This is a genomic window from Micromonospora gifhornensis, assembly GCF_016863515.1.
Taxonomy (GTDB): domain Bacteria; phylum Actinomycetota; class Actinomycetes; order Mycobacteriales; family Micromonosporaceae; genus Micromonospora; species Micromonospora gifhornensis.
The window spans coordinates 64,888-81,612 of sequence record NZ_BOPA01000018.1; the positions used below are offsets into that span (position 1 = coordinate 64,888).

The 16,725-nt window shown below is 72.8% G+C and carries 5 protein-coding genes; all 5 read right to left on the reverse strand.

Going from position 1 to position 16,725, the window contains the following annotated elements; all coding sequences use genetic code 11:
* Positions 1–68: 68 nt before the first annotated feature.
* Entirely contained in the window at positions 69–11,801 is an 11,733-nt protein-coding gene (locus tag Vgi01_RS12895) for a non-ribosomal peptide synthetase (protein WP_204291148.1), read from the reverse strand.
* A gap of 87 nt (positions 11,802–11,888) precedes the next feature.
* Positions 11,889–12,419 (reverse strand): winged helix-turn-helix transcriptional regulator, encoded by a 531-nt coding sequence (locus Vgi01_RS12900; RefSeq protein ID WP_102657077.1) that lies wholly within the window; start codon positions 12,417–12,419, stop codon positions 11,889–11,891.
* Positions 12,420–12,471: 52 nt separating this feature from the next.
* Complete coding sequence (locus Vgi01_RS12905; protein WP_204291149.1) at positions 12,472–13,893, reverse strand: MFS transporter; 1,422 nt, start codon at positions 13,891–13,893, stop codon at positions 12,472–12,474.
* A 707-nt stretch (positions 13,894–14,600) separates the two neighbouring features.
* Positions 14,601–15,674: an AraC family transcriptional regulator gene (locus Vgi01_RS31405; RefSeq protein WP_373306944.1), complete on the reverse strand. Its 1,074-nt coding sequence runs from the start codon at positions 15,672–15,674 to the stop codon at positions 14,601–14,603.
* A 125-nt stretch (positions 15,675–15,799) separates the two neighbouring features.
* On the reverse strand, positions 15,800–16,606 hold the full coding sequence (locus Vgi01_RS12915; protein ID WP_204291150.1) for a TIGR03084 family metal-binding protein: 807 nt from the start codon (positions 16,604–16,606) through the stop codon (positions 15,800–15,802).
* Between the last annotated feature and the right edge of the window lie 119 nt (positions 16,607–16,725).

Below are 16,725 nucleotides of genomic sequence, written 5' to 3' on the forward strand. Positions count from 1 at the left end.
CGTCGACCGCTGGACGGAAGCGTAGGGCCGAGCCGCGACGGGCGCAGCTGAGTAATTGGCCTGAGCGGTCAGCGTCCGAACCTCCCGAGCAACTCCGACCCGATCGGGTGGTGCAGCAGGTGCAGGGGCGCGGCGTCGATGCCGGCCTCGGTGAGCGCCTGCGCGTACGTCGCCGCGGTCGCGTCGTCCACCAGGCCGTGTACCAGCGGCAGGTCCGCAGCGGTCGACCACAGTAGCGATTCCAACCGGCAGGAGGCGATCGTCCCGGGCAGCCCGAGCACGTTGCCGTCGACCGGCACCGGCGGCAGGTCTCCGGGTATGTCGCGTGCGGTCTCGCCGACGTGCAGGAGTCCACCGCCGACCACCAGGATGTCGTGGTCGCGGCGCATCCGGGTGAGGGCCTTCGTGGTGTCCAGTGCGGGCGGGAACGAGTCGTCCACCACGATGGTGCCGGGTGCCAGCCGGTCGACCTCGATCGGTGCGGTGGCCGCGCTCGTCGCCGCGATGATCACGTCCGCCGTGTAGCCGAGCGGGGCGATTCCCGGTGCCGACGGGCACACCTCGATGGTGCCGGCGAAGCCGTCCGCCCGCAGGCGCGCGGCGTGCTCGCCCAGTCGGGGCGCGGCGGCAGGAACGTCGCAGAGCACGAGTCGCGCGGGCTGCTCGGCACGGGTGAGCAACAGCCGCAGCGCCGAGAACCCGATCGAACCGAGACCCACCACGGCGAGGTCGCGGCCGGCGAGGCTGCGCCCGGTGGCGGCCAGCGCGGCCTGCACCGTGCGGACGACGGAGACGACGGTGACGGCATGGCCGGTGGTCACCGCCACCCCGCTGCGGGTACGGCGCAGCACCCCGACGCCGTAGCCGGTGCGGGCGGGAATCATCCCGGCCAGCGACACGCAGCGGGCGCCGAGGCGGGCGGCCAGGTCCACCGCCTCGGCGGTCTCGTCGGCGAGGGCGTCCCCGGCGGCGGTCAGCTCGTCGGCGAAGCGGGGCAGGCAGACGAAGCCGGAGACGCCCAGCGGTGTGGTCAGCTGCTCCAGCAGACGCGGACGGCCACCGGGAAAGAGCAGTCCGCGTAGCTGGTCCCGGGGCAGGCTGCCGGCGGGCAGCCCGGCGATCGCGGCGAGCTGGGCCGGTGGCGGCAGGTAGCCGACGATGGCCGCAGCCAGCCTGGTCGATCGGCCGGGAATGGCAGTCGTCGCCGGCACGGTGGCGGCGTCACCGGTGACCACGGCAGGTGTGGCCGTCCGGTCCCCACGGGCCGGGTCGGTGCGCGCGGCGGCGGTCAGGTCGGCGCGGAGCCAGTCGGCGAGCCGGCGCAGCTCGGCCGGGGTGACTGTGACAGGACAGCCGCGCAGGGTGACCCGGAGCCCGTCCCGCTCGGGGCGCGCGGTCAGGAACAGGTCGGTGCCGAGGGGCGGTGGCGTCAGTTCACTGTCGGCGTCCCAGTCGAGGCTGAGCCGATCGGCACCACTCGGCACGGGCGGCGGCGCGGTGCGGGCGGAGAAGTCCAGGAAGCTGAAGAAGAACTGGGCTCCGATGGGCGTGCCGCCCGGGCCGGTGGGCACGGCCGCCGCGATCGACGGCGGGTCGTCGTACCGGCGGGCAGTGGCGACCTCGGCCCCGACGTGGGCGAGCTGTTCGGCGAAGTCGGCCGAGCCGCCCAGCCGTAGTGGCAGCATCGCCGCGCACGGGCCGAAGATCCGGTGCAGGTCCGGCAGCGGATGATCCCTTCCGGTCAGCGCCAGGCCGAAGACCAGGTCGTCCTGTCCGGTGAACCGGGCCACCGCCCGGTGGTAGGCGGTCAGCACCGGGGCGTACAGGGTGGTCGCCGCCGAGGCGGCCAGCCGGCGCAGCCCGGCGACCACTGTCCCGTCCAGGGTGAAGCCGCAGACCGGCTCGGAGGTACCGCCCGGGTCGGGCGCGCTGCCGGGGGCGGGTAGCACCGGCGGCCGGTACGGGGTGCCGAAGCGTCCGCGCCACCAGCCGTGGGCGTCCGGGTCGGGTGGGCCGGCGGCCCGGTCGGCCAGCAGTTCGACGTAGTCGCGGAAGTGGGTGCGCAGCGGAGGCAGTCCGTCGGGCTGGTCGGCCATCAGCCGGTGGTAGACCGTCAGCAGTTCCTGGCCGAGCAGGGCGGCGCTGTAGCCGTCACCGATCAGGTGGTGGCCGTGCACCAGCAGGATGTGGTCATCGGGGGCGAGCCCCAGCAGTTGCAGTCGCAGCAGCGGCCAGGCCCACGGCTCGAAGCGACGGCGGCGCTCCTCGGCGACCAGGTCGCCCACCTCGGCGGGGTCGGCGACCGCCCGGTAGCCGACCGGTAACCGTAGCGAGGCGGGAAGTTCCTGCTGGACCGGGGGACGGACGCCGGCCGGAAAGACGGTACGCAGCATCGGGTGCCGGGCCACCAGCAGGTCGACGGCGCGTTGGAAGACGTCGCGACGGAGCCGGCCGCGCAGTCGTAGCCGGGCCAGCCAGGCGGTGCCGTCGCCCGGTGCGATGGCATCGGCGAGCAGGAAACCGCGCTGGGTGGCCGTCACCGGGTAGGGCCCGTCCGCGTCGGCGTGCACCGCCGGGCCGGTGACCCGGTCCGTGGCTGCCGCGGTGCGGCCCGTGCCGTCGGTGATGCGGCGCGTGGCGGTGGTGGCGTCGATCTCGGCGGCGAGGTCCCGCAGGGTTCGGTGCTGGTAGACGACGGTGGGGCTCGGCGTGGCCGGGAACTGTTCCTGGACGCGGGCGAAGACCTCCAGCACCAGGATGGAGTCGCCGCCGAGGGCGAAGAAGTCGTCGTCGGGCGCGATCGTCGGCAGGTCGAGCAGCTCACCCCAGATCCGGGCCAGCCTCGCCTCGGTCGCGGTGTATCCGCCAGCAGCGGCATCCGGATCGGCGGGTGTCGGGAGTCGCTGCGGGCCGGCGGTGGGTGCGAAGCCGGCGTGGGCGCGCAGCCGGTCCCGGTCGACCTTCCCGGTGACGGTCAACGGAAGCGTGTCGAGCAGGTGGATGCGCGCCGGAACCAGTGGCTCCGGCAGCCGGGCGGCGAGATGTTCGCGCAACTGGGCCACCGTGGGCCCGGTTCCCGGCGTGGGGGCGACAAAGGCGTGCAGCCGTGGATGCGGCTCGGCCTGGTGCAGCACCGTCGCGGCGGTCACCGCCGGATGGGTACGCAGCACCGCCTCGATCTCACCTGGCTCCAGCCGGTACCCGTGGATCTTCACCTGGTCGTCGAGCCGACCGAGGAACTCCAGGGTGCCGTCGGCGGTGGCGCGGACCCGGTCGCCGCTGCGGTAGTACCGTTCGCCGTCGAGCCGGGTGAAGGCGGCGACGGTCAGCACGGGCTCGTCGAGGTAGCCGGCGGTGACGCCGACGCCGCCGATCAGCAGCTCACCGGCTGTCCCGGGCGGACAGAGGTTGCCGTGCGGGTCGACCACGCGGATCCGGGCCCCGCCGACGGGTCGACCGATCGGCAGTCGGCGTACCGCCTCGTCGGGGCGGTTGTCGATCAGGTGCCAGGTGGTGTTGATCGTCGCCTCGGTGGGGCCGTACAGGTTGCTGATCCGGCAGCCGTCGCCGAACAGGTCGAGCCACCGGCGTACCGGCACCGGCGACAACTCCTCCCCGCCGACGTGCACCCACCGCAGGGCCGTCAGATCCGGCCGTACGCCCTCGCGGGTGGTGCGGTCCTCGGCGGTCCGCAGCAGCCGCTCCCACAGGGTGGGCACCGAACTCCACACGGTGAGCCGGTCCCGTTCCAGCCGGGACAGCAGCACCTGCGGGTCGCGCAGTTCCGATCGGGCGAAGGTGACCACCGTGGCCCCGACCAGCAGCGGTGCCAGGATCTGGCGGACCGAGGCGTCGAAGCAGATCGACGAGGTCTGGGCCAGCCGGTCACCGGCGTGATAGCCGAACGTGTCGATGGCCCAGTCGAGGTAGTTCGTCATCGACCGGTGGGTGATCGGCACCCCCTTCGGCCGTCCCGTCGAGCCCGACGTGAAGATCACGTACGCGGTGTCGTCCGGCCGGACCGCCGGACCGTCGAACGAGACCGCCGGGCCGTCGAGCGTGGTCGCCGGGCTGTCGAGCAGGGTCATCGGGCCGTCGAGGTTGACCGCTGTGGCGTCGAGTCGGGCGACCGTGGCTGCGCAGTCGTCGTCGTGCAGCACCACCCGGACGCGGGCGCGGCGCAGTTGTCCGTCGAGCCGGGCCGGAGGATGGGCGGCGTCCAGCGGCACCCAGGCCGCTGCCGCGCGCAGGATCCCGACCACCCCGATGATCGAACTCGGGCCGGGGGCGGTGAGCAGCCCGACGTGGTCGCCGGGGCGTACGTTGTGGGCGAGCAGCAGCGCCGCCACCCGGTCGGCGGCCCGGTCCAGTTCCCGGTAGCTGACCGTACGCCGGCCGTCGGTGATCGCCGTCGCGTCCGGGGTACGCCGGCACACCGCCCGGATCCGGGCGCTGACGTCCCCGGCGGCGGGCTCCGGTCGTACGCCGCGATCCTGGTCGTCGGCCCGCTGCCGCCCGGCGGCGAGGTCGACAAGTTCCTGGTGGTGCTCGGCGGCGAGCCGGGCCACCGTCTGCCGCCGGAACAACCGCAGCGGGAAGTTCCAGGACAGCCGCAGTGTCGTCCCGGACTCCCACCACAGCAGGCTGAGCCCGGTGGCGGCGGAACCGGAGCCGGCCGCCGTCGGGGTGACCGTCACCGGGCAGTCGGGATCGGTGTCGACCGGGAACCGGGCGAAGCTGAACCCGGCCGGGCTGGCGGTACGCGGTCCGCTGTCGGTCGCGGGGAGCAGCCGGGCCAGGTCCAGGCTGGACACCGAGCCGTGTCGTTGTGCCTCGGTCCAGGACCGTCGGAGGCGGTCGGCCAGCAGGGCGGCCGGCTCGGTCGGGTCCACCTCGATCAGCAGGGGCAGGGTGTCGGCGAACGGACCGACAAGTTGTTCGATGCCGGGCATCCGGGCGTCCCGGCCGGCGCGCGCCACGTTGACCGGCACCCGGCGCTGCCCGCTCCACCTCGCCAGGCACCGCAGATACCCGGCGAGCAGCAGGTGGAACAGGGAGACACCGGCTTCGGCGGCCCGCTCGCGCAGCCGCGCCACCAGCGCGGCGTCCAGTTCGTCGGTGTGGGTGACGCAGGGCGGGGCGGGCAGGCCCACCGGGTCACCGTCGTACCGCAGCCGCAGCGTCCATCCCGGATCGTCGAACGTCCGACGCCACCAGGTCAGATCCGTCTCGCGGGGCGGGGCGAGGTCAGCGGCGAAGGCGGCGAAGCTGCCGGGGGCGGGCAGCACCGTGGAGGTGCGACCCGTCACCAGTGCGCTGTAGTCCGCCCAGAGTTGTTCGCTGAGCAGGTTGAGACTGAACCCGTCGGCGGCGGCGTGGTGCAGCACCAGGATCAGATGCGAGCGGTCGGGTCGTTCCTCGGCGAGCACCGCCCGCAGCGGCGGTTGCCGGGTCAGATCGACAGGCGTGTTGCAGAGCTGCTCCTCCAGGGTGGTCAGCTCACCGGCCAGTGGCCGCACGTCCAGGCTGATCGCGGCGGCGGCCGGAGGCACGATCACCTGCCGCGGGGCGGTGACGTCGGCGAGGAACCGTACCCGCAGCATCGGATGCCGGGCGACGAGGCCGGCCAGGGCCCGGTCGAGCAGTCGTACGTCGAGTGGCCCCGTGACGGTCTGCCGGACGAAGGCGTAACCGGCCACGCTCGGATGCAGGCGTTCGTTGACGAACCAGGCCCGCTGCACCGCCGTGAGGGCGAACGGCTCCCCGTCGGCGAGCGGCCCGCTCGGTGATCCCTCGCCCGCCGCCGGTCGTGCCACGCTCGACGGCTGCGCGGCCTGGTAGCCCGAGGGCTGCCCCGGAACGGTTTCCGCCCGCCCGCCGGCCGGATGGGCCGCAGGCTGGCCCGCGACGGTTTCCGCCAGCGCGGCGGCCAACGTGGCGACCGTGGTGTACTCGAAGAACAGGGTGACCGGCAGTTGCCGGCCGAGTTCGTCCTCCAGCCGTTTGACCAGGTCGACTGCGGCCAGCGAGTCCAGTCCGAGGGCGAGGAACGAGTCGTCGTCGGCGATCTCGTCGCCCGGACGGTGCAGGGGCTCCGCGAGTAGTCGGCGCAGCAACCGCGCCAACTCCTCGACGTCCGAACCCTGATGGGGTTGCAACCTGAGGGCCGAAACCCCGCCCGCCTTGGCGATTCCGGCGGTCCCGGAAGCGACCGGCTGGGCAGCCGGAGCGGCGGGCCGGTCGGCGTGTGCCTGCGCGCGGCCGTCGACGTGTTGACCCCGTCGCGCGACGCCGGCCGGGGGCACGGTCGACGGTTGCCGGTCCGCGACGATCAGGTGGGCGGCGTCGACGTCCCGAGCAGCAAGCAACGCGTCCAGCACGGTCCGCGCGGTCAGCGAGCCGGCGATGTCGTGGCGGGCGCCGCCTCGGGCCGCCATCCCCGTGTCGTTGACGGCGGCGAGGCCGACGGCCTGGAAGGGGCGGCCGGTCGCCCGCCGGGCGGCGGCGAAGGCGTCGAGGAAGGCGTTGGCCGCTGCGTAGTCGCCGATCGCGGTGGCCAGACCGGGCAGCACCGCGCTGACCGAGGAGAAGCCGACAAGCGCCGCCCGGTCGTGACCGTGCCGCAGCAGTGACTCCGCCACCAGGTAGCTGCCGCGTACCTTGGGTGCCAGCACCGCCAGGATCTCCGGCATCGACTTCGCCGCCAGGGTGCCGACCCGGACCGTGCCGGCGGCGTGCCAGACGGTCCCCACCCGGGGCAGTCCGGCGAGCAGCGCGTCGACGTCGGCCGGCACGGTCACGTCGCATCGCCGGTACGTCGCGGTGGCGCCGGCCGCGGCCAACTCGTCGAGCAGGCCCGCCGGGGCCTGGGCCGACCGCCCGGCCAGCAGCAGGGTGGGTCGTCCCCGGCGAGCGAGGGTACGGGCCAACTCGGCCCCGAGCCCGCCACCACCGCCGAGGATCACGTGGACGTCATCGCAGTGCGCCGCACCCGGCCGCGAGACCGGGACCGACACCAGGTGTCGTTCGAGCCGGCGTCCGGCCCGCCAGGCCAGCCCGGTCACCTGGTCGGCGGGGCGAGCCGTGGCCTCGGCCCGGTGGAGATCGGACAACTCCCGGCACATCGACTCCACTCGAACCGCCAGGTCGTCCACGCTGGAAAGGTCGACCACCCGGGCACGCAGGCCCGGTCGCTCGTCGGCCAACGCCGCGCACAACCCACCCAGCACCGCCTGCACCGGCCGAGGACGCTCGTCGTGCCCGGTGACGTGGACGTCCTCGGTGACCACGAGCAGCCGACCCAGCCGGGTGTCCGGCTCGTCGAGCAGGGCACGCACGGTGCGCACCTGCTCGGCCACGGCGCGATCGAGGTCGGCCACGTCCGACAGGTCGACCGCGGCACCGGCGAGCAGCACTGTCAGCTCCGGCGGCGTACCGTCGTCGACCTGCGGTGCGACCTGGACCGTGACGCCGCGTTCGCGCAGCGCCGTGGCGAGTACGGCGGCCAGGTCACCGTCGGCACCAGGGCCGCGCAACCGCACCCGCGCCGGCAGGTCGCGGCCGGCCGTCGGCCCGCCGGTGGTCGAGGGCGTCTCCCGCCAGGTGACTCGGTGCAGGGGCAGCACCGGCGACGGCGGGTGGGACCGTCGTTGGAACGGGTACGTCGGCACCGGCACCCGCCGTCGACCGGCGTGCAGAGCGGCCCGGTCCAGCGGGCCACCGAGGGCCCACAGCCGTCCCACCGCCGCCAGCAGAGCCCCGGTGGCCGGCGGCCCCTCCAGTACGGTGAACACCCGTGCCGGGTCGACCCCGACGTGCGGCGACACGGCACGCAGCCGACCCGAGGCGCCCAGGTCGACGAAGGTGTCGTACCCGTCGGCGCACAGCTGCTTCAGCGCGACGCGCAAATCCGGCTCGGTCGGCGGGGTGGCCGTGGCGGCGCGGCGGATCGCCTCGGCCGGGTCCAGTTCGCCCCGGCCCGCCGCAGCCGCCAGGTCACCGACGCCGACACCGAGCAGCCGGTCCGGCCGTACGCCCCAGGCGGTGAGCTGACCGACCAGGGCAAGCCCGACCGCCACCGCCACCTGCCGGGCGACCTGTGGATCGTCGGTGCCGGTCAGGCACCAGGTCAGCAGTGGCCGACCCGGTACCGCCGGGGCGGCGACCTCGGTCAGCCGGTCGCGGAAGGCCGGTAGCCGGTCGTAGAGGTCACGTACCGCCGCCGGGGGCACCGTGGCGCCGTCGTCGGGGAGGACGAACACCGTGCGGGGTCGCCGGCTGACCGGCGCGATCTGCTCGCCCGGCGTCTCGGCGGCCCGGTCGAGCCGCACGGCCAGCTCGCCGTCGGCGATCATCGCCAGCCGGTACGCGGCGTCGTCGCGGGCGCTGCCGGTGCTGGCACAGACGTCCGCCTCGGCCAGGTGCGGGTGCGCCCGCAGGTGGGCGGCGAGGTCCCGAGCCGCCTGCCGAAGCGCCGGCACCGAGTGCGCGCTCAGGGTGACCAGACCGAGTTCCGGCCCGCCAGGCGCGGTGGGCGCGGTGGGCGGGGGTTCCTGCAGGATCGCGTGGGCGTTCGTCCCGCCGAAGCCGAATCCGTTCACCCCGGCCATCAGGGGACCTGACGCGCTCCACCGTCGCCCCTGCGTGACCACGGCGAAGCCGGCTCCGGCGAGGTCACAGCGGTCGGCCGGGCGGGTGTGGTGCAGGGTGGGCGGCAGATACCGGTGCCGCAGGGCCAGCACCACCTTCACCAGCGCCGGCAGGCCGGCGGCGTTGAGCAGGTGACCGAGGTTCGTCTTCACCGAACCCAGCCCGCGCGCCACCCCGTCGACGGGCGGTGGGTACGCCGCCGCCAGCGACCGGACCTCGACCGGGTCACCGAGTTCGGTGCCGGTGCCGTGGGCCTCCACGTACGACACCTGAGCCGGGTCGATGCCCGCCTCCCGGTACGCCCGCGCGATCACCTCCCACTGCCGGTGCGGGTTCGGCGCGAGCATGCTCAGCGCCCGCCCGTCGTTGCCGACGGCGGTCCCGGCGACCACGGCCAGCACCTCGTCCCCGTCGACCTGCGCGTCACCGAGGCGGCGCAACACCAGCGCGGCACCGCCCTCGCCGGGAACGAAACCGTCGGCGTCGGCGGCGAAGGCGCGGCACCGTCCGGTGGGGGAGAGCGCCTCGGCGGCGGCCAGCAGCCGGTATCCGGTCTCGGCGAGGTTGAGGTTCACCCCGCCGACCACCGCGACGTCGCACTCCCCGGCGGCCAGGCTGCGGGCCGCCAGGTGCAGCGCCACCAACGCCGACGAGCACGCCGTGTCCACCGCGATCGCCGGCCCGGTGAGATCCAGCGTCTGCGCCAACCGGGCCGGTATCAGGTTGCGCAGGTTCCCGACCAGCGCCGTCGCCCCGCCGGCCGACCCGTCCGCCGCCACCATCTGCGGGTACGGGCTCTCCCCGACGGCCGCGAAGACGCCGATGCGGTGCCGGTGCCGGCGTGGCCCGGCGTACCCGGCACGTTCCAGCGCCTCGTGGCCGATCTCGAGGAACAGCCTCGCGTGCGGATCGGTGAGCCGCGCTTCCTCGTCGGTGAGGCCGAAGAACCCGGCGTCGAAGAGCATCGGATCGTCGAGGAAGGAACCCCACCGGGCGGTACCGTCCGCCGAGGTCCACCGGTGTGCGGGCACCACGTCGACGCTGTCCACGCCGTCGACCAGCTGCTGCCAGAACTGCTCGGGGGTGTCCGCACCGGGAAACCGGCAGGCCATGCCGATCACCGCGACCGGCACCTGGCCCTGGGCCGGGGCGTCGACGGTGCCACCTGTGAGCCAGCGCAGTGGTGCGTCGGCCAGCCGGTCGGCGAGGCTGGCCACGGTGGGACAGTCCCGCAGGTCCGCCGGGTTCAACGGGATGCCGAGGGCGTCCTCCAGCCCGGCGAGCACCTCCATGGCCTTGAGCGACGACCCGCCGATGGCCAGGAACCGGTCGTGCGGCCCGATCGTGGCAGGTGGACGTCCCAGCACCCGGGCCCAGACATCGCGGACGAGCGCCTCCAGTTCCAGTCCGGAGAGTCTGGCGGTGGACGGAACGTCGCGCGGCACATCCGCACTGGCCGGTGGGGTGTCGCGCGGCACATCGGCGGGGGCCGGCGGACACCAGCGCCGCTCGCGGTCGGCGAAGTCGCCGGCCAGGTACCGTTCGCGCATCCGGCGGCGGCGCAACTTCCCGCTGGTGGTCCGGGCGAACGCGCCGGGCGGCAACGGCAGCACCCGGACCTCGTCGTGACCGCACGCCTCGGCCACCCGGCCCCGCACCGCGGCGAGCACCGTACCGGCGTCGGCCGGTGGACGGGCCCACGGCACGAACACCACGATCCGTTCGCCACCGGAATCCGGGTCGGTCGCGCCGACCACCACGCTCACCTCTGCGGGCAGGCCGGGGGTGGCCACCGCCACGGTCTCCAGGTCTGCGGCGTGGAAGGTGCGGCCGTTGACGAACACCACGTCCTTGGCCCGGCCGGTGACGCAGAGCCGACCGTCGCGCAGGAAACCCAGATCGCCGGTACGCAGCCAGCCGTCGACGAAGGTGTCCCGGCTGGCCTGCGGATCGCGATGGTAGCCCCGGGCCACGTTCGGGCCGCGTACCTCGATCTGGCCGACCCGCTGGTCGGCCAGCGGTCGGCAGTGGTCGTCGACGACGCGTACCGCGCAGTCGGCCACCGGATGGCCCAGGTCCATCAGTTCGACCGCGTGCGGGCCGGGCCGGGTCGGCACCGCTCGGCCGCGGCTCAACTCGGCGCGGTCCAGCACGTGCGGCACGGCCACCTCGCCGGGTGGGGGAAAGGTCACCGCGAGGGTGGCCTCGGCGAGCCCGTAGACCGGTCGTAGCGCGGCGGGATCGAGCCCGGCGGGACGGGTGTGGGCCAGAAAGGACCGCCAGACCGTCGCAGATATCGGTTCCGCCCCGACCACCACGCACCGCACCGCGCGCAGGTCGAGCCCGGCGAGGATCTCCGCCGGCACCCTGCGCACCGCCAGGGCCAGCGCGAAGTTCGCCGCGGACAGCAGGGTGGCCCGGTGCCGGTGGGCGGTGGTGAACCAGAGGGCGGGGCGCTTGGCGAACGCCAGCGGGGGGATGCGTACCTGCTTGAGGCCGATGGCGAGCGGGGTGAGGTGGGTGCCGATCAACCCCATGTCGTGGAAATACGGCATCCAGCTGACCAGCACGTCGTCCGGGCGGGCCGCGCTGGCCGACCGGGCCTGTTCGAGGTTGGCCAGCACGTTGTCGTGGGTCAGCTCCACGCCCCGGGGCGCGCCGGTGCTGCCGGAGGAGAACTGGAGGAAGGCGATGCCGTCACCGGTGACGGTGGGCAGCTCCGCCGGTGCGGTGCCGGTCCGCAGGTCGGCCAGGCGCAGCACCGGCTCGGGTAGCCCGGCGACCACGGCGGCGGTGGCGTCGTCGGTCACCAGCACGGCGTCGGGCAGCACCTCCCGCACGGCGCGTACCCGCTTCGGTTCGGGCGGCAGAGGCACCGGCACCAGCCCGGCGGCGAGCGCGCCCCAGAACATCGGCTGGAAGTCGTCGCCGGCGTCGGCGAGCAGGAGGGCGGCCGTGCCGGGTGCGACCCCGGCGGCCCGGTAGCCGCCGGCGATCCGCAGCGACTCGTCCCGCAGCTGGCGGAAGCTGACCGTACGCTCCGTGCCATCCTCCCGGACGTGCACGATGACCTGTTGCGGTGTCCGGTCGGCGGCGTCGAGGAGTACGCCCAGCAGGCCGTGGTGGGCGCCGGGCCCGCTCGCAGTCGACACAGCAGGATGGTAGGTGGCTGGGATCTTGGGGCGGGAACCGGAGTTGCCGACCGTCACCGTATGGACGGCGACTGCGCTGCCCTGCGGTCAGTGGACGCCGGGAACGGTGGTCGTGAGAACCGTCGGTGGCCGTTCGTCCGCCGAGTGCTGCGGGTCGCCGGGCTCGACCGCGGAACGCACGACCGGACGAGGCACCACCTCGCTGGTCGGGACTGACTCGTCGCAGGACGGGCAGTGCAACACCAGCTCGACCGGGTGTTCGCAGCGGACGTGCACCAGGGTCCGGTTGGGCGAGGGCTGTTCGGTGGGGCAGTTCTTTTCCCCCCACCGCATCAACGCGGCCAGCACGGGTGCCAGCTCACGGCCACGCTCGGTGAGGCGGTACTCGTGACGTACCGGCCGCTCGCGGTAGGGGACACGTTCGAGGACGCCGGCCTCGACCAGTGTGGTGAGTCGCTGGGCGAGCACGTTGCGGGCTATGCCGAGGCTGTCGAGCAGGGACTCGAAGCGGCAGTCACCCACCATTGCATTGCGGACGATGAGCAGCGTCCAACGCTCACCGACGACCTCCAGAGCTCGTGCGATGGAACAGTCCTGACCGTACCTGCGGAGAGCCATTGGGCCATCGTAGAGGCGATCGGCTCGCTCCGGTCGGATGGAAATCTCACCCCTACGTTCCCTGGCTGGGCACCGGCGTACGCTGCTGACCCAACATCAGCAACGCGGCCACCAGACCGACCGCGGCGAGCCCGGCGGTCACCGCGAACGCCATCGGCAGGGCGGCGCCCATCGGCACCGGCAACGCGGCCTGGTTCGCCACGAGCACGGCCGACACCGCGGCCAGCCCGAGCGCCCCGCCCAGGCTGAACGACGCGTCGCTGAGGCCCGAGGCTGCCGCGGAATCGGCATCGGCGGCGCCGAGGGTCACGGCGATCTGCGCGGCGACGAAGGCGGCACCGGCGCCGGCACCGACCACGGGCAGCACACTGAGGAAGTCCGCGGTGTCCAGCGGGCCGTTGACCATGGCCAGCGCCAACAGGCCGGCACCGGCCACGGACATGCCTGTCAACGCGACCAGCCGCAGCCCGTGCCGTACCACCACCGCCTGACCCACGTACGAGCCGACGACCGAGGACAGGGTCAGGGTGACCATCAACGCACCGAACCTGGCGGCGGACAGTCCCAGCGCACCCTGTCCGTACAGAGTGACAAGTAGCAGCACCCCGTCGATGAGCGTGCCGGCGGCGAACAGCACCACCAGACCACCCAGCCGGGTGCGGGACCGCAGGAGTCCGGGGCGTACCAGGCGGCGGCCTGTCCGTGCTTCGATGACCAGGAAGAGCAGCAGCAGCACCGCCGCTGCGGCCAACCGTAGGAGCGCCGGGCCGGTCGAGCGTCCGGGAGCGAAGGCTGCGACGACCGTCCAGCCGATCAGGGTCAGGGCACCGACCAGGCTGACCCCGCTGGCAACCTCCAGCGGATGCCCGGATCCGCCGCAGCGGTCGGGCGGCAGGATCGGTGCCAGCAGCGCGGCGACGATCCCCACCGGCACGTTGACGAGGAACACCCACCGCCACCCGAGAGTGTCGGTGAGCAGCCCGCCGAGCAGAAGCCCTGCGGTGCCACCGAAGGCGCCGATAAGCGTCCAGAGGCCGAGCGCGCGGGCCCGGGCCGGACCGGGACCGAGAGCGATGGCGAGCAGCGGCAACGCGGTTGTCGCGATCAGTGCCGCACCGATGCCCTGCAGGACGCGGGCGCCGATGAGCACCTCACCGGCCCAGGCCGCCGCCGACAACAGCGAGGCGGCGGTCATCAGCGCCAGCCCGATGGTGAACAGCCGGCGTCGGCCGAAGAGTTCGGCCAGCCGGCCGCTGAGCAGCAGGACGCCACCGAAGCTGATCAGAAAGGCGGACATGAGCCACTGCACGGTCCCCGTGGAGAGGTCAAGTGTCCGCTGGATGCTCGGGATCGCGGTGTAGACGATTGTGCTGTCCGCTGCCACCACCAGGAACGACGCGCCGAGCGCGCCGAGCGCCAGCCATTGCCGTGCGCCGAGACGGGCTGCCGACGCTCCGCTGAAGTTTTCCACCATCCAGCCCCTTGGTTCCCCCGTGTCGCGGACGCTTGTTGCCTCGGGCGCGTGTCGGGACGTGCCGTCAACAGTTAACGACCACGGTGGCCACGGATAGACGGACCCGGGTGCGAACCGGGTTGTGTCTCGGTGGCCGGGCGCCGCGCGTGACGGGACCACCCTCAGCCACGTCGGTCCGGTTTTGAAACTTACGTGGGTCAATGAAGATAGCAGCAGTGCGTCCACAGCACGAGCCTGTGTTTCCTGAGTTCCCTGAGCGGTGTCACGCCTGTCGATCGGTCAGGTCTCGCGGTGGACGGCACGGTGCGCACCGGCTGCTGTTCGGGGCGATCTGGACGCCGCTCATGCGGCGGGTCGGCGCTATTCCTTCGCCTGGGATGGTCGCGACTTCTCCGTACGTGTCATGTGCGGCAGGACCGGGCACCCGTCGGCGTCCTCCCGTGGTGGGCGGCCGGCATCGACCGGCCCACCGGGTGGATCCGGCGGGCCGGGCGGGTGTGCTGTCGCGAGTGACCGCGCCGGTTCTGTTGCCGGCGGGTGGGTCCGACACCGGTGGCGGGTCTGGTCCATGTGTCGGAGAACGTCTCCGAGTCCCGGTGTACGCCGCGACGGTGCGGTGGCGACGGGGGCGGGTGCGGAGGTCGACGATGGTTGATTGAGGTGGACGGGTGGTGGTGGACCGGTGGGGGTGCTCCCGAAGCGCGGGCTCAGGGCAGGGGAAGTGCGAGCAGGATCGGTGGGTCGAGCGGGGTCATCCGGCGCAGGTGCAGATCGGCCTCCATGGCGCCGGGTCGGCGGCTGATGGTCATCGGGCCGTGTACGCCGATCAGGGCGTCGTCGTCGCTCCAGTGGGCCTGCCAGTAGTCTTGGCGATCCCGTAGGCGGGAACAGGCCAGCACGTACCACCGCCCGGGTGGTGGACTCTCCAACCGGTACGGTCCGGGCTTTTCCAGTACGGTGCACCGCACCGGACGCCCGAGCGGGACCGGGTCGCGGAAGAGCCCGATGAAGGTTAGCCGGTCCTCGGCCTGTTCGGATTCGGGTGCGTGGAGTATGCCCTGGATCGCCGGGATCGGCGGTTGGGCAACAGCCCGGTTGTCGACGGGGACCTGTGGTGTCACCCCGCGCAGTCTGCGGTAGGTGCTCGGTGAGACCCCCACACTGCTGCTGAAGCGGGAGCTGAAGGTGCCCACGCTCGCGTAGCCAACCTCATGGGTGATCTCGGTGATGCTCATGGAGGTGGACAGCAGCAGCTGTTTAGCTCGGTGCAGCCGCATGACCATGAGGAAGCGTCCGGGGGAGATGCCGGTGGTGCGCTGGAAGATTCGGGTGAAATGGAACTTGCTGAACATGGCTGTTCGGGCCATGCCGTCCACGGTGTGTTGCTCCGCTAGGTCCTCCCGGATGGTTTCGATTACCCGACCGACGGCTCGCTGGATACTGTCTTCCATCGCATCCCCCAATCCGATGGCTGCGCTTGTGGCGACGTTTGTGTGACTGTGGCGTGGCGACGTCAGATGTTGGCGTGTGGCGATACGCCGTTCCGCGCGTGCTGGTTCTGTTAACCCAGCTTTTATTTGCGAGGAAAACATTGACTGTTGACGGAGGGAAGTTGTGCGGTGACGCAGGGTTATGCTATCCGGGCTCAGCGTCGTAATCAACAGCGAATCATGCAGGTCAATTCGAGTTTCCCGCCGACACTGGTCAGGCCGGAAAAAACGGGCGCTTGCATCGTATGTGGCGAAAGCAGCAATTGGTGCGGTGAGTCGAGGAGTGATCATCCAGTTTGTCGGATGCCCGCCCGGCGGAACGTTCGCAAATGGGACGATCCGCCGTTCCGGCGGGCGGACCTGCGCGAGACAGATGTCCGACGCCTTTTCACGTGGTGTGTGCTTGACCTGACCGGTCAGTCCTGATCGGTCTGGGAGAACTGCCCCGGCCGCCGGCCGGGCCCGGCCGGCCCCCGGTACGCCTGGGCGATGTCGAGCCAGTGCTCGGCGTCGCTGCCGACGGCCCGCACCGCGAGGTCGTCGCGGTGCCGCCGGCGCGTGACGAGCAGGCAGAAGTCTTCAGCCGGGCCGGTGATCCGCTGGTTGGCGTCGGGCGGCCCGAACTCCCAGAGCGCGCCGGACGGGGCGGTGATCTCGAAGCGGAACTGGACGTCCGGCGCCGTCCGCCCCCGGGCGAGGTAGCCGAAGTCCCAGGTCCGGACGGCGAACCCGACCAGGTGGCCGAGGCGGTCGGTGTAGGCCGGGCGTACCCCGAGAGCGTCCAGGACGTCCCGGCCGTGCGCGAAGACCTCCATCATGCCGGCCGCGGCGAGCACCGGCGCCGGCAGTGGTCGCACCAGCCAGGGCACCATCTGGCCGGGCGGCACCGCGGCGAGTGCCTTCTCCGCGGTGGCCCGCTCGGTCCGCCACCGGGACAGCAGGACCGTCGGTGGTTCGACGACGAAGTCGGCCATGGCGGCCGCCACGTTGGCGTCGAAGTCGTCGCTGAGCCGGGAGGTCATCTGCTGGAAGGCGGCTGGTTGCGCGGCGGCGAGTCCGGCGAGTCGGAAGGTCGCGGCCAGATGGGCGATCTGGTGTCGGACCGCCCAGCCGTGTGCCGGTGTGCTGGTCTCCCACTGCTCGTCGCTCAGCGTGGCCACGACGGCGTCGAGAGCCCCACTCTCCGCAGTGAGATCGGCGATCACGTCCGGTGCCTGTGTCACGTCGATACCTCTTCCTGAAATGGTTGGTCGGCGGCGGCGTTCCGCCGGGGCCGGCGAATTTTGCTTCTTACCCATCGGTAGGCATCATTGCCTTGGGTGGATATAGTAATTTTCGGTGG

Excerpts from the sequence above, each read along its gene's own strand:
- Vgi01_RS31405 (WP_373306944.1), bottom strand. The coding sequence starts at position 15,674 with ATGATCACTCCTCGACTCACCGCACCAATTGCTGCTTTCGCCACATAC.
- Vgi01_RS12905 (WP_204291149.1), bottom strand. The coding sequence starts at position 13,893 with ATGGTGGAAAACTTCAGCGGAGCGTCGGCAGCCCGTCTCGGCGCACGG.
- Vgi01_RS12900 (WP_102657077.1), bottom strand. The coding sequence starts at position 12,419 with ATGGCTCTCCGCAGGTACGGTCAGGACTGTTCCATCGCACGAGCTCTG.